We start from the raw sequence: 16,560 nt of genomic DNA on the forward strand, positions 1-16,560 counted from the left end.
GTCCGTCGGGTTTATCGGTTCGGCGGCGCGAGGCCGGGCCCGGTGCCAAACATGAAGCTGTCCATTGCAAGCACGTCGTGCGTGATGCCGCCCGAAATGCGTGCGCTCTGCGTCCAGTCCTTGCCGGCCGCGCCGATTGCCGCGAACAGGGGCAGGAAGTGTTCGTCGGTGGGATGGGCGCGGACCGCAAACGGCGCTTTCGTGCGGTAGTCCAGCAGTTCGCCAAGTGCACCCTCATCGATCTGCTTCCATACCCAGTCGGCAAATGTGCTGGCATAGGCTTCGACGCCGGATTGCGCTGCGTGTTCAGCGAATACTTCGTGCAGGTTGTGGGTGAGGCTGCCTGAGGCGACGAACAGAATGTCCTGCTCGCGCAGCGTGGCAAGGGCCTGACCCAGCTCCAGCAAGGCGAGCGGCGAGGGGACGGCCGGTTGTGAGATCTGAATGACGGGAACGTCGGCTTCGGGGAAAAGGTGCATCAGCGGCACCCATGCGCCGTGGTCCCGACCGCGCCCGGCGTCGGCAATTGCCTCGATGCCGTGGTGGGCGAGCGTCGCGATGACTTCCGCGGCAAGCGCGGGCGCCGCAGGGGCGGGATACTGGAGCGAATACAGTTCTCGCGGAAAGCCGCCGAAGTCGTGAACGGTGTCGAGTGCAGCGCCGCTCTGAACCCTGACCCCACGGGTCATCCAGTGCGGCGACAGCACGACTGCGGCACGTGGTCGTGGCAGTCTGCGACCCAGTTCGCCAAGCCGGGGGCCCAGCAGGCCGGGCTCGACGGCGAACATGGGTGAGCCGTGAGAGATGAAGAGTGTAGGGAGTGGCACGGGGTCCGCCTTGTCCTGGTGCGTATTCGATGCCTGCAGTGTATTGACGACTCAGGGGTGGATAAATAGTTGAGCGTTTGACTTACTGTCTCTGAAATCGAGACAATGCCCCCATGGGACGTTTCCGTGAAATGAACAGCTTTGTTGCAGTCGTCGAGGCGGGCAGTTTTGTCGCAGCGGGCGAAGTGCTGCGCCTGTCCAAGGCAGCGGTGTCGCGCAGTGTGATCGAGCTCGAGACCCGCCTCGGTGCCCGCCTGCTGCAGCGTACGACGCGGCGGCTGTCGCTGACCGAGGCCGGGCGGGCTTACTACGGGCATTGCAAACAGATCCTTGCCGAACTGGAAGAGGCGGATCGTGCAGTGGGCGTGGTCAGTGGCAATCCGGTCGGGCGTCTGCGCATCAATGCACCCTATTCGTTCGGAATACTGCACCTCGCGCCCCTGTGGGGCGGGTTCATTGCGAAGTACCCCGATGTCGAACTCGACATCAGCCTCTCCGACCGACTGGTCGACGTCGTCGACGAAGGGTTTGATGTCGTCATCCGCATCAGCCGCCTGCAGGATTCGACCCTTGTCCATCGACGGCTCGCATCCACCCGGCTGTTGATCTGCGCCAGTCCGGAATACCTTGCGCAGCACGGCATGCCAGCCTCGGTCGAGGACATTGCCCGTCATCGTGTCATTGCATACAGCTATGCAGCGCAGGGTGACGTATGGCGCTTCACGACACCGCAGGGCGAGCAAGAGGTGCAGACCAAACCGCATGTCCGCACCAATAACGGCGACACCTGCCGCGCGCTGGCGCTCGCTCACCAGGGGCTGGTCAAGCAGCCTGATTTTCTGGTGGGAAACGATCTTGCACAGGGACGTCTGGTTGAAGTGCTGCCAGAATGTCTGGTCGGGGAGATCGATGTCTACGCGGTCTATCCTTCGCGCAAACACCTCTCGGTCAAGATCCGTGTACTGATCGACTATCTTGCCGAAGCCTTCGAGCGGCCCGGGTGGGCGTGGCAGGGCGGCGCCAGCCATGGCGGGGGGCGACAGGCGTGTACCGAGCCAGCGCGTCCGTGACGCATGGCGCAAGGTGGCGGACTGCGCGATGTCAGGGGGCTGCTTCATGATGTGCGCTTGCCGGGAACGACCGAACATGACGGAATGCAGACATGCGGCCTGAACAGAATACGGATCCCAGTCCTGACTTTCTCCCCGAGGCTGGGGGAACGATCCTCGTCGTCGATGACGTGCCGGACAATCTCGCCGTGCTGGGGGCGCTGCTGCAGCCTCACTACGATGTGCTGGCGGCGCCTTCGGGCACGCGGGCGCTCGAGATCTGCTCGCGCGGACCCGTGCCGGACCTGATCCTGCTCGACGTCATGATGCCGGGCATGGACGGCTACGAGGTGCTGGAGCACCTTCGCTGGCAGCCTGCGACACGTGACATTCCGGTGATCTTCCTCACCGCGCTGGATGACCCGCGTGACGAAGAGCAGGGTCTGGCGCTCGGCGCGGCGGACTACATCACCAAGCCGATTCACCCTGCGGTTGTGCTCGCCCGCGTGCGCAACCAGCTTGAGATCAAACGCGCGCGCGAAATGCTGCACAACCGGAACCTTGATCTCGAGTCAGAAGTGGCGCGGCGCATGGCCGAGAACGACATGACGCAGCTGGTGACGATCCGCGCGCTGGCTCACCTCGCCGAAACGCGCGACCCGGAAACCGGCAACCACATTCTGCGCACGCAGGGTTATGTGCGTCTGCTGGCCACCCGGCTGCAGGCTCATCCGCGTTTTCAAGCGAGGCTGGACCCGGGCTACATCGAGCTGCTGACGCGCTCGGCGCCGTTGCACGACATCGGCAAGGTCGGTATCCCGGATCATATTCTGCTCAAGCCCGGGCCACTTGGTGCCGATGAATGGATCATCATGAAGACGCACTCCCGCCTTGGTGCGGAGGCGATCGAACTGGCAGAGGGGGACATCGAGCAGCCCGTGCCCTTTCTTGCGCTGGCAAAGGAGATCGCGCGCTGGCATCACGAGCGCTGGGATGGCAGTGGCTACCCGGACGGGCTCAGGGGCGACGAGATTCCGGTTTCGGCGCGGCTGATGGCCGTTGCCGATGTTTTCGATGCGCTGATTTCGGATCGCATCTACAAGGCAGGCATGTCCTACGCCGACGCGCGGAAACTCATCGAGGCGGGGCGCGGACAGCATTTCGACCCGGACGTGGTAGACGCCTTCCTGAGCGGATTCGAGGCATTTGTCGACATCGCGGAGCATCATCGGGATGTCCATCGCGCCCTGTCCTCAGGCGGCACCTGACCGCTGCAGGAGATTGACCGAATGGAAGCAGACCCGTCGGCAACTGCGACAGATTCTGACAGCAGGGCGCTTCGTCGCGCCACCTGGCGGGTGGTGCTGCCCTACGCGTTGTTCGCGAGCGTGTGGATCGTGCTCTCCGACCGTGCGCTCGATCTCTTGCCCGAATCCATCGCAGACAAGGCCTGGCTGCAGACCTTCAAGGGCTGGTTCTTCGTGTTCATCACCTCACTGCTGCTCTATGGCGTGGTGCGCGACATGCTGCTGCGGCTCACCGAGGCGAGTCGGCGCAGGCATGAGGAACAGCGCAGCCGTCTGCAGGCTGCGCGACTCCTGAGCGCGATTGCCGATAGCTCGAGCGATGCGATTTTTGCCAAGGACCTCCGCGGCCGCTACCTGTTGTTCAACAAGGCGGCGACCGACTTTGTCGGCAAGGACGCCGATGAGGTTCTGGGACATGACGACCGCGTGCTCTTTCCCCCTGCTTACGCGCAGATGGTGATGGCCAACGACCAGCAGGTCATGGCAGCCGGGGAGACCATGAGCTTTGAGGAAACGGTGAGGTTGCCCGACCGCGAAGTCACGTATCTTGCCACGAAGGGGGTGTTGCGCGGAGCGAGTGGTGAGGTCACCGGGATGTACGGCATTTCGCGTGACATCTCCGCGCTCAAGGCCGTCGAGTTCGAACTGCGAAAGCTGTCGCAGGTCGTTGAGCAAAGCCCCGAGAGTGTCCTGGTGACCGATCTCGAGGGGCGGGTCGAATACGTCAACGAGACCTTCACGGTGCATAGCGGCTATCTGCCTGCCGAGGTGCTCGGTCAGCCTGCGAGCATGTTCGGCGAGGCCCTGACGCCCGCGTCAAGCTTCGAGGAACTGTGGGCTGCCCTGTCGCGAGGTGAGGCGTGGAGCGGCGAGTTCATCAATCAGCGCAAGGACGGCAGCAGCTATGCCGTGTTCGCCCGGGTGGTGCCGATTCGCCGCGAAGACGGCAGCATCTCGAACTACATGTCACTGCAGGAGGACATCACCGAGAAGAAGCGTATCGAGGCCGAACTGGAGCAGCACCGCAAGCATCTCGAAGAACTGGTGTCGAGCAGGACGGCCGAGCTGAGGGATGCCACCGAACGTGCGAACGCGGCCAGCGAGGCCAAGAGTGCCTTCCTGGCCAATATGAGCCATGAGATCCGGACCCCGATGAATGCCATCATCGGCCTCACCCACCTCCTGCGCCGGGATCATCCCGCGCAGCGCCAGATCGAACGCCTGGACCGGGTGGGCACTGCAGCGCGTCACCTGCTGTCCGTGATCAACGACATTCTCGACCTGTCCAAGATCGAGGCCGGCCGGCTCCGGCTGGAGAGCGGCGAGTTTGCCTTGGGCGCAGTCTTCGAGCATGTGCAGTCCCTGATTGCCGAGCAGGCGAAGGCAAAGGGTCTGACCGTTGAGCTCGATACCCGCGACGTGCCGGGACGGCTGTGTGGCGACGCCACCCGCTTGCGTCAGGCCCTGCTCAATTACGCAGTGAATGCGATCAAGTTTACCGAGCACGGTTCGGTGTCGCTGAGCGCATCCGTTGCAGAAGACCGGGGTGATGCGCTGCTCGTACGCTTCGAGGTCACGGACACCGGCATGGGGGTGGCGGCAGACAAGATTCCGCGCCTGTTCGATGCCTTCGAACAGGCGGACGCCTCTACCACCCGGCGTTTCGGGGGAACCGGTCTTGGCCTGGCGATCACCCGCCGGCTTGCGACCCTGATGGGGGGAGAGGCGGGCGCCGAGAGTGAGCCGGGCCACGGCAGCACCTTCTGGTTCACTGCCGTGCTCAGGCGGGGGCGCGGCGCGGTGGCCAACCCCCCGTCCGTGTCCGCCGGTGAGTCCGAACGCGTCCTTCGCGAGCAACATGCAGGCGCTCATGTTCTGCTGGCTGAAGACAATCCGGTCAATCGCGAAGTGGCACTGGATCTGCTGAGTGCAGTCGGCCTGGCCGTCGAATCGGTCTCCACCGGGCGGGCCGTGCTCGAGCGCTGTCGCACCAGCGATTTCGACCTGATCCTGATGGACATGAGGATGCCCGAGATGGACGGGCTGGCGGCCACGCGCGCCTTGCGGGCGCAGACGCGCAACCGTCACACCCCGGTCGTCGCCCTGACGGCCAACGTTTTCGAGGAGGATCGTCGTGCCTGTTTTGCGGCAGGCATGGACGACTTCGTGGCCAAACCAGTGGATCCGCAGGACCTGTATTCGACACTGCTGCGCTGGTTGCCGCCGCGTGCGGTGGCGGGTGCAGCTGCCGCGCAGGCGTCGGTGCCTGCGGAACCCACCTCTGCTGAGCGCGCGCCCGAAGTGATCGAGGCTGCAGTCGCGCAAATGAAGCTGTATCTGGCGAACGCAAACATGCGTGCCAACCGCCTGCTTGAGGACGAGCGTCGCGTCTTCGCAACGGTACTCGGTTCCGTTTTTTCAGAGTTCGAGCACAATGTAGCCTGCTTCAGGTATCCGGAGGCACTGGCCTTGCTGGCGCAGTGCCGGACACCCGGGCGCGACTGAACGTCGGAAACCGGTTTGAGCCGTTACGATGCATCGTCGGACACGCGCTGATCCGACCACCTTTCGGAGACACGCCCGCCTTGGGTTCTACTCGCTCAGCCATTTCATTGCGTCGAACGCTGCTGCTGCGTGCCCTGCTGCTCGCCTTCGGCAGTTCGCTGGTGGTCACCATCGGCTTTGTCGCGCTTGGCATGGTGCCGGTCCTCGAACGCGTTGCCGAGAGTGATTTCAATCTTGCCGCAGAGCGTGTCGAGGCCAGGCTGCGTCAGACCTTCGAGCCCGAAGAGCGTCAGCTTGCCATCAGCCTGGCATGGATCGGTGGCAACCTGCCTGACGTGGACAATCCGGCGCGTTTCAACGAGTACTTCATGCCGGTCCTCGCCGCGTCGCCGTATATCACCTCGGTGGTGGCCGGTACGTCGACGGGCCAGGGCTGGATGCTGCTGCAGCGTGGAGATGGGCAGTGGCGCAACCGTCTGACCGACATCCCGCGCTGGGGCCAGATGCAGCTTTTCATCGACCTCGCGCCGGGCGTCAAGGCACAGGAACGCCGGGAGGCCCTGGACTACGATGCCCGCAAGCGCCCGTGGTTTACCGGAGCGCTCACGGAGGCCGCGCCCGGAACGGTGCATTGGACGCGACCCTACACCTTCTTCACCACCGGTGATCCCGGCATTACCGCGTCACGGCACACCATGCTGGCGGATGGGCGCGACCTGGTGATTGGCTTCGATCTGACCTTGCGCGACCTGTCGGCTGCGACGCTGGATGCGGAAGTCGGCCGGCAGGGGCTGGCACTGATCATGACCGAGGACGAAAGCGTGCTCGGGCTGCCCAGGCGACCCGACAGTGTTGCCGTCGATGAATGGCTGGGCAGCGTGCTCCTGCCGGTTGGCACCCTGGGCATCGCCGCAGTCAACGATCTGCTGCCCGTGTGGCGACGCGCCAGAGGACAGCCGATCGGTGTGGCGCACTACGAGTCGAACGGAGCGCCCTGGCTGTTCAGCGCGCGTGCCTATCGACTGGGGAAGCAGACCTTCTGGGTACTGGTGCTTGCGCCTGAAGCCGACTTTGCGCCGGCCTGGACGGTCATCGGTTTTGGGCTTGCGGGCGGACTTCTGCTGCTGCTGGCTGCGGCAGGCTGTGTGGCCCAGATGCAGGCGCGCATCATCGCCCGTCCGCTCGAGACACTTGCCGAGTCGAGCGAGCGCATCGGTGCGCTCGATTTCAGCCCGCCGCAACCGGTACAGAGCCGGATCGCGGAGATTGCCCAGCTCGCACAGGCGCAGGAGAGCATGCGCGAACTGCTGCATCGCAACCAGCTGGCGCTGCGCGATCACGCCGAGCGTCTGAACACGCAGGTCCGGGAGCTGCGGGACGCAGAGGACCGCATCAATACGCTTGCCTTCTATGATCCGCTCACCGGCCTGCCCAACCGCCGGCTGCTGAGCGACCGCCTGCAGCGGGCACTGACCAGTTGTGCCCGCAATCATCGCAAAGGGGCCTTGCTGTTCATCGATCTGGACAACTTCAAGACGCTCAACGATACGCTGGGGCATGATCTCGGCGATCTGCTGCTCAAGGAGATGGGCGGGCGCCTCGCCGCGACGATACGCGAGGGTGATACCGCGGCCCGGCTGGGTGGCGACGAGTTCGTGCTCGTCCTCGAGGGCCTGAGTGCCGACGCCGATGAAGCGATGGCGCATACGCGGCTAGTCGGCGCCAAGCTGCTGGAGGCGCTCAACAAGCCCTATCAGCTGGGTGGGCATGAGACCTGCAGTACTGCAAGCATTGGCGCGACCCTGTTCGAGGGGCACGAGGTCAATGTCGACGAGCTCTTCAAGCAGGCCGATCTGGCGATGTACCAGGCCAAGGCCGACGGGCGCAGCCGGCTGTGCTTCTACGGGCCTGCAATGCAGGCAGAGCTCAGCGAGCGCGCTGCTCTCGAGGCCGACCTGCGGCGTGCGCTCGCGCAGGAGCAGTTCGAACTGCACTATCAGCCACAGGTGAGTTCGGCTGGCGGCCTGATTGGCGTCGAGGCCCTGCTACGGTGGAATCATCCGCAGCGCGGCATGGTGTCGCCGCTCAGCTTCATTCCGGTCGCGGAAGATAACGGGCTGATCCTCGACATCGGACGCTGGGTGCTGCTCGCTGCTTGCCGGCAGCTTGCCGAGTGGGCCGAAGTGCCGCGCCTGGCGGCCATGACTGTGTCGGTCAATGTCAGCGCACGCCAGTTCCGGCATCCCGACTTTGTCGACGAGGTCAAGTCCGCGCTCGAGTTCACCGGGGCGGCCAGCCGCCTGCTCAGGCTCGAGCTGACCGAGAGTCTGCTGCTTGAGGATGTCGAGGCGGTCATCGTCCGCATGCAGGCCTTGCGCGCGCTTGGGGTGGGGTTTTCGCTCGACGATTTCGGCACCGGCTATTCTTCCCTGTCCTACCTGAAGCGCCTGCCTCTGACCGAGCTCAAGATCGACATGTCCTTCGTGCGCGACGTGCTGGTGGACCCGAACGACGCGGCAATTGCACGCACCATCATCGCGCTCGCGCACACGATGGGGTTGAGCGTGATTGCCGAAGGGGTCGAGTCCGAAGCCCAGCGCGGCTTTCTCGCGCGTTCGGGCTGCGATGCCTATCAGGGCTATCTGTTTGGCCGGCCGGCGTCTGCCGCGCAGCTCATGCAATTTGCCCACAACGCGACCTCGGTCGCAAGCTGAGTCAGGGGCTGTCGAGACCGCGTGACCCGCACGCGTGCCTCAGCCTGGCAGGCAGACGAATCCGTCCATCACCATGCGCGCACTGCGGCTCATCACGGCCTTGCCCAGCGTCCAACCGGCCTCGGTCCGGTGTGCGTCGACACCGACGCGGGTGCAACCGGAAGGCTGGCCGAGTCTGAGGGGGGCGGTGCCGTGCTCGCAGACATGCTCGGATGCCACCGTGCCAGGGATGGCCGCCGCTGCAGCGATCGCAATGGCTGCCGTGCCGGGGATGGCGTGGTGAAAGACGCCCATCGACAGCACCCGGCAGGAGAGGTCGATGTCGTCGGCGGTGAACGCGCACCCGTCGGCGGCGCGAAAGGCCTTCGCGCGGTCGAGTACGGCGAGCTTGGGCGTATGAGCGCGCGCCTGCGCCTCGGCCGCGTTCGCCGCCAGCCCCATGGCGAGGGCGCCCGCAACGCGGATGCGCTCGCAGCGCGCCAGGAGCCCGGGCTGGGCATTAAGTGCCGCCTGCGAGGCGCTGCAATCGAGTTCGAGCGCGGCCGCGCCGATCAGAACCATTGGATTCCCGGCGTTGATCAGGGTGGCGTCGATGCGCTCGTCCGCCGTTTGAAGGCAGTCGCGCATCCGCCCCGTCGGGAACAGTCCGGCCGCACCGCTTCCTGCCGGGTCGAGAAATTCGAGCCGGATCTCTGCTGCGGGGAAGGCCACGCCGTCGAGCATGAAGTCGCCCGCCTCGCATACTTCGCCTGCAAGCATTGGCACCTGTGCAAGGATGCGTTTGCCGATGTTTGCCTGCCAGATGCGCACCCTTGCCATGCCGTCGGCGGGCGCCTGCAGCAGTCCCCGGCTGATGGCAAACGGGCCGACGGCCGCAGTCAGGTTGCCGCAGTTGCCGGACCAGTCGATGCGCTCGCCTGATACCGGCACCTGCCCGAACAGGTAATCCACATCGCAGCCGGCCCGGCTCGAGGGTGCCAGGATGACGACCTTGCTGGTGCTTGAAGTGGCGCCGCCGAGTCCGTCGATCTGTTTGCCATAGGGGTCGGGACTGCCAAGCAGGCGCGCGAGCAGGGCGTCGCGGGTCGCGTCGTCGGCAGGCAGATCCCTTGCCAGCATGAACAGGCCCTTGCTGGTGCCGCCGCGCATCCATGCGGCAGGGATGCGGCGCTGACGGGTCATGCTGCGGGTGCCACCGGGGCGGCTGTTGCGTCGTTCGGGCTCTGAGCGTGGGCTGGCCGGCGGCGCTCGATTCTGATGGAGCGGGCGCGCAGCTGACCGCAGCCTGCATCGACGTCCTGACCGGCCGAGTGGCGCAGTTTGGTCAGCACGCCACGACGATGCAGCCAGCGGCCCAGCTCGGCCGCGCGCTCCCATGAGGGGCGGCGGAACTCGAGTTCGGGTACGGCGTTGTACGGAATCAGGTTCATGATCGCGTACTTGCCGGTGAGCAGACGAACGATGCCTTCCATCTCCTCCTCGCTGTCGTTGACGCCTTCGATCAGCGTCCATTGATACTGAATCGGATAACCGGTGGCGCGGGCATAGCGTTCGCCCAGTTCGACCAGTTCGGCAGGGGCGATGCGGGGCGCGCGCGGCAGGAGCTTCTCGCGCAGCGCGGGCAGGCTCGAGTGCAGGGACAGGGCCAGCGCCGGTTTGACCGTCATCTGCGGGAGGCGCTCAAATACGCGTGGATCGCCGACCGTGGAGAACACCAGGTTCTTGTGTCCGATGCCGCCGATGGTGCCGAGGAACTCGATGGCTTCGATCACGTTGTCGATGTTGTGGGCCGGTTCGCCCATGCCCATGAACACCACCTTGGTCACCCGGCGCATGCTGCGGGCGAGGGCGACCTGGGCAACGATTTCTGCACTGCCGAGCTGGCGCAGCAAACCGTCCTTGCCCGTCATGCAGAACACGCAACCGACTGCGCAGCCGAGCTGACTCGATACACACAGACCGTCGCGCGGCAGCAGCACGCTCTCGACGGTCTGCCCGTCGGCCAGTTCCACCAGCAGCCGTGAAGAGCCGTCGTCGCCAGGGTGCGCTGAGTTCAGCCGTGCAAGGCCATCGAGCTCGGCCATGAGTTCGGGCAGGGCGTTGCGGATGGACTGCGGTAGAAAGTGCTCGGCGGGGCGACGGCCGGCGTCGAGCGGCCGGCGCTGAATCCAGCCTCGCAGCACCCTTTGCTCATGGCAGGTTTTGGCGCCGAGGTCGTGCAGGCGGCGGGAGATCTGTTCGATACGCATGGGGTCCGAATCCTAGCACCCGCGTCGATGCAGCGGACAAGAAAAAGCCCCGATGGCAGGCCATCGGGGCTTTGGTCAAGCAGTGCCGCTGAAGCGGAACTTACTTGGCGATGTTCTGGAACTTGGCCATGGCAGCCTGACCAACTTCGGTGGCCAGTGCGGTGAAGGCTTCGCCCTGCGACTGCAGGAGCTTGAACAGTGCGGTGTTGGCATCGACGTTGAAGCGAACCAGCTCTTCCGGCGTCTTCAGCTTGGTGGCCTTCTGGGCTTCGGCCTGGAAGAAAGCCATCAGCTCTTCGCTGGCCTTCTTCTGCAGTTCGATGGACTTGCCAATGGTTTGAGCCTGAACGGCCATAAGGGCCTGAACAGCTTCAATCGGGTTCTGGAATTCGGGTTTCGTAGCCATGGTGTTCCTCCGGTGGTTATGTTGCAGTGCACAATATGTATGTAACTCTACCCCAATCGTTCGTGAAGTCAACGCTTTTTTTACGAAGTTTGAATGGGCCGGGTTACAGCCGTGCTGCTTGCCATTCATATGACGCGGTCTTCACACGCTTCGTCTCCCGCGCCTGGGCGGCTTGACGGCTTCAGCCGGTCTTGCGCGGCACGGGCCTGAGGATGGTGCTGTGTTCTCCGCGCATGACCTTGAGCAGTTCGGTGCGCGCCTTGTTGTGAGCAAGCCCCCGTTCCACCAACGATTCGATCAGCTGACCAAAGCGTTCGCGCTGTTTGAGTCCGGCCGCGCTGCGATCGCGGCGGTTGTTGAAGCAGTCCATCAGTGTTGATCCGCAAACGCAGTTGCGAAACAGTTCGACGATGACCGCGCCGTCATCATCCAGGGTTTGCTTGAGTCCGCTGCGTCCGCTACCCACGCGCCCGGTCTGGCCGACGTAGTCGTCGACGTTGGCATAGGTCCGGCCGCACATTGCGCAGCGCTTTGGAAAGGCGTTCGCTGCCAGTTCCTGCAGACCGGCATACAGGCTGCCGTCGATGCCGATGTCGAGTGGTGGGTTCTGCTCGTCTGTCATTCGTGCTCTCCCGGGGCTGGCTTCCTGCACTGAGTGCGGGTTGTCGTTCGACCCTGTTCTTCAGGCACAAGCGTACCCGGAAAAAGCAAAACGGAATATTGCCGATGCGAAGCCCGATCATAAGGTGAAGGGCGCGAGCGATCCGGACCGCAGGCCGACGCGGCCACCACCATCGACGGCAATGGGTTCGGGAGAGATGGAAAAAAATGCCCGCCATCGTGAGGATGGCGGGCACTCAAACCCGGGACGGGCAGGGAATCGGATGGAATGCGGGATGGCTCAGGCCGCGCGCTTGAGCGCGTAGCGCCGGGCAATCGCGTCCAGCGGCAGCGGCTTGATGCGGCTGCCGTGGCCGGCGCAGCCGAAGGCCTCGAAGCGCTCCTGGCAGATGCCTGCGGCGGCTTCTTTCGCGGCCTTGAAGAACTTGCGCGGATCGAATTCCTTGCGCTCCGTGTCGGCAAGTCTGCGCATCGCACCGCTCATGGCCAGGCGCAGGTCGGTGTCGATGTTGATCTTGCGCACCCCGTGGCGGATGCCTTCGACGATGGCGTCCACCGGCACGCCCCAGGTTTCGCCGATGTCACCGCCGTGTTCACGGATGATGCTGAGCCATTCCTGGGGCACGCTGCTCGAACCGTGCATGACCAGGTGGGTGTCGGGAATGCTGAGGTGAATGGCAGCGATGCGGTCGATGGCGAGGATGTCACCGGTGGGCGGTCGGGTGAATTTCCACGCGCCGTGGCTGGTGCCGATGGCCACGGCGAGTGCATCGACGCCGGTGGCGTCGACGAATGCGGCGGCTTCGGCCGGGTCGGTGAGCATCTGTTCGTGCGCCAGCGTGCCTTCCGCGCCGACGCCATCCTCTTCGCCGGCCTGGCCGGTTTCGAGCGATCCGAGGCAACCGAGCTCACCCTCGACCGACACCCCGACAGCGTGCGCCATATCGACGACCCGGCGCGTCACCTCGACGTTGTAGTCGTAGCTTGCCGGGGTCTTCATGTCTTCGCGCAGGGAGCCGTCCATCATCACGCTGGTGAAGCCGGCGCGAATCGACTGCTGGCAGATGGCGGGGCTGGCGCCGTGGTCCTGGTGCAGGCAGACCGGGATCTCGGGCCATTGTTCGACGGCCGCCTCGACCATCTTCTTGATGAAGGCCTCTCCGGCGTAGCTGCGCGCACCGGCCGATGCCTGCAGGATGACCGGGCTGTCGGTCGCGGCGGCGGCCTGCATGATCGCCTGGATCTGTTCCATGTTGTTGATGTTGAAGGCGGGGATGCCGTACTCGTGATCGGCGGCGTGATCGAGCAACTGCCGCAGTGAAATCATGGCCATCGGGTGTCTCCGTGGTGGTATCGAAAGCCGCTCAGTCGGCGCTCATCATGGCGCAGGCTGTATCGAGCATGCGGTTGGAAAAGCCCCACTCGTTGTCGTACCAGGCGGTCACGGTGACGAGTTCGCCATCGACCTTGGTCAAGGTGGCGTCGAACAGGCTGGAGTGCGGGTTGTGGTTGAAGTCGCAGGACACCAGCGGCAGATCGTTGATACCGAGGATGCCGCGCAAGGCGCCGTGGGCCGCTTCGCGCACGAGGTCGTTGACCTCGCCGACGCTGGTGGCGCGTGAAGCCACGAAGGTGAAATGGGTGAAGGACACGTTCGGCGTGGGGACGCGCATCGCATAGCCGTCGAGCCGTCCTGCGAGTTCGGGCAGCACCAGGCCGACCGCCGCCGCCGCGCCCGTCCTGGTCGGGATCAGCGACTGTGTGGCGGAGCGTGCGCGGCGCAGGTCGGGGTGATGAACGTCGATCAGTACCTGGTCGTTGGTGTAGGAATGCACCGTGATCATGTGGCCACGCACGATGCCAAGCGGGCGGTGGAGGGCGAAGGCGAGCGGCGCGAGGCAGTTGGTGGTGCAGCTCGCGTTGGAGACCACGCGGTGCTTGCGTCGCAGTGTCCGGTCATTGACGCCATAGACGATTGTGGCATCCACATCGTCGCCACCCGGTGCCGAGATCAGCACCTTGCCGGCACCGGCATCGAGGTGTGTGCCTGCTTTGTCGCGCGAGGTGAAGAGCCCGGTACATTCGAGCACGACGTCGATGCCCAGTTGCTGCCAGGGCAGTTGCGCCGGATCGCGTTCGGCGAGGACCTGGATGCAGTCGCCGGCAACCGTCAACGTGCCGTGGCCAACCTCGACCGGATGCGGAAACGGGCCGTGAATGCTGTCGTAACGTGTGAGATGGGCGTTGGTTTCGGGGCTGCCGAGGTCGTTGATGGCGACGATCTCGATGTCGTGGCGTTTGCCGCTTTCATAGTGCGCGCGCAGCACGTTGCGGCCGATGCGTCCGTAGCCGTTGATGGCGACTCTGGTGGTCATGCTGTCTCCTCGAGTGGTGTGATCCTGTGTCAGCGCAGTCGGCGGGCCGTATCCACGATGCGTTCGGGCGTCATGCCGAACAGAGTCGCCAGCTCGCCTGCCGGGGCCGATTCTCCAAAGCGGTCAATACCGATGACGGCGGCGCGTGGTGCACCGGCAAGGTATTTCCACCAGCTGTCGGGCTGTGCAGCCTCAATCGCCACGCGCGGAACATCGGGCGGCAGCACGGCATCGCGCCAGCTCGCGGCCTGACGGTCGAAGGCCGCGGTGCAGGGCATGGAGACGACGCGGGTGGCGATGCCGTCGGCCTGCAGCCGCGCGCGTGCCTCCATCGCCAGCGCGACTTCGGAGCCGGTGGCAATCAGCACCATCGCAGGCTGGCCGTCGTCGGCTTCGGCCAGCACGTAGCCGCCGCGTGCGATGTCGCCGAGGCGCTCCGCGTCGCGCGCTTGATGGGGGAGGTTCTGGCGCGAGCAGGCGATCACGCTGGGACCGTCGGCCCGCATCACCGACGCGTTCCAGGCCGCCTGCGTTTCGACCGCGTCGCAGGGCCGCCAGACGTCGAGATTGGGGATCTGCCGCAGGCTGGGCAGGTGTTCGACCGGCTGGTGCGTGGGGCCGTCTTCGCCGAGGCCGATGGAGTCGTGCGTCATCACGTAGACGACGCGCTGGCGCATCAGCGCGCTCATGCGCATGGCGTTGCGGGCGTAGTCGGAGAAGACGAGGAAGGTGGCGCCGAAGGTGAGGTAGCCACCGTGCAACGCGATGCCATTGAGCGCGGCGGCCATGCCGAACTCGCGCACGCCCCAGTTGATGTGGCGCCCCGCCTGGTCGGCGCGCACTGCGCCGCAGCCGGGCCAGTCGGTGAGGTTGGAGTGGGTGAGGTCGGCAGACCCGCCGAGCAGTTCGGGCAGGGCGCGGGCGAGGCGGCCGATGGCGTGCTGGCTGGCCTTGCGGCTGGCAAGTGTGGCGGCTTCGTTGTGCACGCCGCGCAGGATGGCATCGGCGAGGACGCGGAACCCGACGGGCAGGCGCTTGGTGACGCGGCGGGTGAACTCTGCGGCGAGTTCGGGCCACTCCCGGGCGTAGGCGTCGAACTGTGCCTGCCACGCGCTCTGGCGGGCGGCGCCTGTTTTACGGGCATCGAAGCTGTTGCGGATTTCTTCGGGGATGTCGAACGGGGGATGATCCCATCCGAGTGCGGCTCGGGTGGCGGCGATCTCGTCCTTGCCCAGCGGGGCGCCATGAACACTGGCCGTACCCGCGCGTGCCGGGCTGCCGCGACCGATGGTGGTGCGGCAGCAGATCAGGGTCGGGCCGGTGTCGTCGCGCGCGTTCCGGCGGGCGTCCCTGATGGCATGGTCGACGGCGTCGGTGTCGTGGCCGTCGACGTGTTCGATGACGTTCCAGCCATAGGCGCGAAAGCGTGCCGGGGTGTCGTCACCGAACCAGCCTGCAACATCGCCGTCGATGGAGATGCGGTTGTCGTCCCAGAGCGCGACGAGTTTCGATAGCCGTTGCACGCCGGCAAAGCTGGCCGCTTCGTGGCTGATGCCTTCCATCAGGCAGCCGTCACCAAGGAAGACCCAGGTGTGGTGATCAACGATGCGGTGGCCGGGTCTGTTGAATTCGGCAGCAAGGAGTTTTTCGGCGAGCGCCATTCCGACGGCGTTGGCGAGGCCCTGGCCGAGGGGGCCGGTGGTGGTTTCGATGCCGGGGGTGAGTCCGTATTCGGGGTGCCCCGGGGTTTTGCTGTGCAGTTGGCGGAAGCGCTTGAGTTCGTCGAGCGGGAGGTCGTAGCCACTGAGGTGGAGCAGGGCGTAGTGCAGCATTGAGCCGTGGCCGTTACTGAGAATGAAGCGGTCGCGGTCGGGCCAGGTGGGGTCGGTGGGGTTGTGTTTGAGGTGGCGGGTCCACAGTGCGACGGCGATTTCCGCCATGCCCATGGGCATGCCGGGGTGGCCGGACTGGGCGGCCTCGACCGCGTCGATGGCGAGGAAACGCAAGGCGTTGGCGCACAGGGTGTCCTGCGCGGTTTGTGACAGGCGCATGTTCATTGGAGTTGGCTCCGGGATGTTGAATTTTGTTGGTCGCGTCGTGTGTGCCACGAAGCGCTGAGCGCACGTGGTGTTTGTTCTGCAGCCTGCGGAACTCGCCCTGCGGGCTCAGACAGTCCTCGGCTGCGCCACAAACACCCCGCACACTCAGCTTGGCGCGGGTGGCTGCATGCAGTCTGTCAGACGTGGCAGCAACTCATTTCTTTCAGAACTGGCACGTGCTCCGTGGTGTGCGGGGCATTCACGGAGCGGCCGAGGACTGTCTGAGTGAGCGCAGCGAGCGAGTTCCGCAGGCCGACGGAGTGAATGCCCCGCACACCACGAAGCGCAGGCACGGTCGCCCGCAAGCCATCGGACGCTTGCTGTTTCCCTGGCTGACGCAACTGCTCGCTGCACGAGGTCTTTGTTCCACGTTCTGTGGAATGGGCGCGTACAGTCCTCGATCGCTGC

12 protein-coding genes are annotated in these 16,560 nt (G+C 65.1%); 4 read left to right on the top strand and 8 right to left on the bottom strand.

Annotation, left to right across the window (positions count from 1 at the left end):
* Window positions 1–11: 11 nt before the first annotated feature.
* Complete coding sequence (locus CEW83_RS20500) at window positions 12–827, bottom strand: DODA-type extradiol aromatic ring-opening family dioxygenase (protein ID WP_234418938.1); 816 nt, start codon at window positions 825–827, stop codon at window positions 12–14.
* A 113-nt stretch (window positions 828–940) separates the two neighbouring features.
* Here CEW83_RS20500 and CEW83_RS20505 point away from each other — a divergent pair, with 113 nt between their 5' ends.
* The 4 genes from CEW83_RS20505 to CEW83_RS20520 all read left to right on the top strand — a co-directional run bounded on the left by CEW83_RS20505 (window position 941) and on the right by CEW83_RS20520 (window position 8,402).
* On the top strand, window positions 941–1,897 hold the full coding sequence (locus tag CEW83_RS20505) for a LysR family transcriptional regulator (protein ID WP_108951018.1): 957 nt from the start codon (window positions 941–943) through the stop codon (window positions 1,895–1,897).
* Window positions 1,898–1,989: 92 nt separating this feature from the next.
* Entirely contained in the window at window positions 1,990–3,144 is a 1,155-nt protein-coding gene (locus CEW83_RS20510) for a response regulator (protein WP_108951019.1), read from the top strand.
* Window positions 3,145–3,165: 21 nt separating this feature from the next.
* The gene (locus tag CEW83_RS20515) at window positions 3,166–5,688 is read left to right on the top strand and encodes a PAS domain-containing hybrid sensor histidine kinase/response regulator (protein ID WP_108951020.1); all 2,523 of its coding nucleotides are present in this window, start codon (window positions 3,166–3,168) and stop codon (window positions 5,686–5,688) included.
* Window positions 5,689–5,768: 80 nt separating this feature from the next.
* Window positions 5,769–8,402 carry an EAL domain-containing protein gene (locus CEW83_RS20520; RefSeq protein WP_234418940.1) on the top strand — a complete coding sequence of 878 codons (2,634 nt, stop codon included), beginning with the start codon at window positions 5,769–5,771 and terminating at the stop codon, window positions 8,400–8,402.
* Window positions 8,403–8,441: 39 nt separating this feature from the next.
* Here CEW83_RS20520 and prpF read toward each other — a convergent pair whose 3' ends face one another.
* From prpF to tkt, 7 genes are all read right to left on the bottom strand, one after another.
* On the bottom strand, window positions 8,442–9,584 hold the full coding sequence (gene prpF, locus CEW83_RS20525; protein ID WP_108951021.1) for a 2-methylaconitate cis-trans isomerase PrpF: 1,143 nt from the start codon (window positions 9,582–9,584) through the stop codon (window positions 8,442–8,444).
* Complete coding sequence (locus CEW83_RS20530; RefSeq protein WP_108951022.1) at window positions 9,581–10,651, bottom strand: RNA methyltransferase; 1,071 nt, start codon at window positions 10,649–10,651, stop codon at window positions 9,581–9,583. Before CEW83_RS20530 ends, prpF begins: the two co-directional genes overlap by 4 nt.
* A 100-nt stretch (window positions 10,652–10,751) precedes the next feature.
* Entirely contained in the window at window positions 10,752–11,057 is a 306-nt protein-coding gene (locus CEW83_RS20535; RefSeq protein ID WP_108951023.1) for a hypothetical protein, read from the bottom strand.
* 181 nt (window positions 11,058–11,238) lie between these two features.
* Window positions 11,239–11,679: an oxidoreductase gene (locus tag CEW83_RS20540; RefSeq protein ID WP_108951024.1), complete on the bottom strand. Its 441-nt coding sequence runs from the start codon at window positions 11,677–11,679 to the stop codon at window positions 11,239–11,241.
* 279 nt (window positions 11,680–11,958) lie between these two features.
* Window positions 11,959–13,011: a class II fructose-bisphosphate aldolase gene (fba, locus tag CEW83_RS20545; RefSeq protein WP_108951025.1), complete on the bottom strand. Its 1,053-nt coding sequence runs from the start codon at window positions 13,009–13,011 to the stop codon at window positions 11,959–11,961.
* A gap of 31 nt (window positions 13,012–13,042) precedes the next feature.
* On the bottom strand, window positions 13,043–14,053 hold the full coding sequence (gene gap / locus CEW83_RS20550) for a type I glyceraldehyde-3-phosphate dehydrogenase (RefSeq protein WP_108951026.1): 1,011 nt from the start codon (window positions 14,051–14,053) through the stop codon (window positions 13,043–13,045).
* 29 nt (window positions 14,054–14,082) lie between these two features.
* Complete coding sequence (gene tkt / locus CEW83_RS20555; RefSeq protein WP_199915172.1) at window positions 14,083–16,110, bottom strand: transketolase; 2,028 nt, start codon at window positions 16,108–16,110, stop codon at window positions 14,083–14,085.
* Window positions 16,111–16,560: the final 450 nt, after the last annotated feature.

Origin of the sequence: Parazoarcus communis (assembly GCF_003111645.1) — a bacterium.
GTDB classification, from domain to species: domain Bacteria; phylum Pseudomonadota; class Gammaproteobacteria; order Burkholderiales; family Rhodocyclaceae; genus Parazoarcus; species Parazoarcus communis_A.

Excerpts from the sequence above, each read along its gene's own strand:
- CEW83_RS20505 (WP_108951018.1), top strand. The coding sequence starts at position 941 with ATGGGACGTTTCCGTGAAATGAACAGCTTTGTTGCAGTCGTCGAGGCG.
- CEW83_RS20510 (WP_108951019.1), top strand. The coding sequence starts at position 1,990 with ATGCGGCCTGAACAGAATACGGATCCCAGTCCTGACTTTCTCCCCGAG.
- CEW83_RS20515 (WP_108951020.1), top strand. The coding sequence starts at position 3,166 with ATGGAAGCAGACCCGTCGGCAACTGCGACAGATTCTGACAGCAGGGCG.
- prpF (WP_108951021.1), bottom strand. The coding sequence starts at position 9,584 with ATGACCCGTCAGCGCCGCATCCCTGCCGCATGGATGCGCGGCGGCACC.
- CEW83_RS20530 (WP_108951022.1), bottom strand. The coding sequence starts at position 10,651 with ATGCGTATCGAACAGATCTCCCGCCGCCTGCACGACCTCGGCGCCAAA.
- CEW83_RS20535 (WP_108951023.1), bottom strand. The coding sequence starts at position 11,057 with ATGGCTACGAAACCCGAATTCCAGAACCCGATTGAAGCTGTTCAGGCC.
- CEW83_RS20540 (WP_108951024.1), bottom strand. The coding sequence starts at position 11,679 with ATGACAGACGAGCAGAACCCACCACTCGACATCGGCATCGACGGCAGC.
- fba (WP_108951025.1), bottom strand. The coding sequence starts at position 13,011 with ATGGCCATGATTTCACTGCGGCAGTTGCTCGATCACGCCGCCGATCAC.
- gap (WP_108951026.1), bottom strand. The coding sequence starts at position 14,053 with ATGACCACCAGAGTCGCCATCAACGGCTACGGACGCATCGGCCGCAAC.
- tkt (WP_199915172.1), bottom strand. The coding sequence starts at position 16,110 with ATGAACATGCGCCTGTCACAAACCGCGCAGGACACCCTGTGCGCCAAC.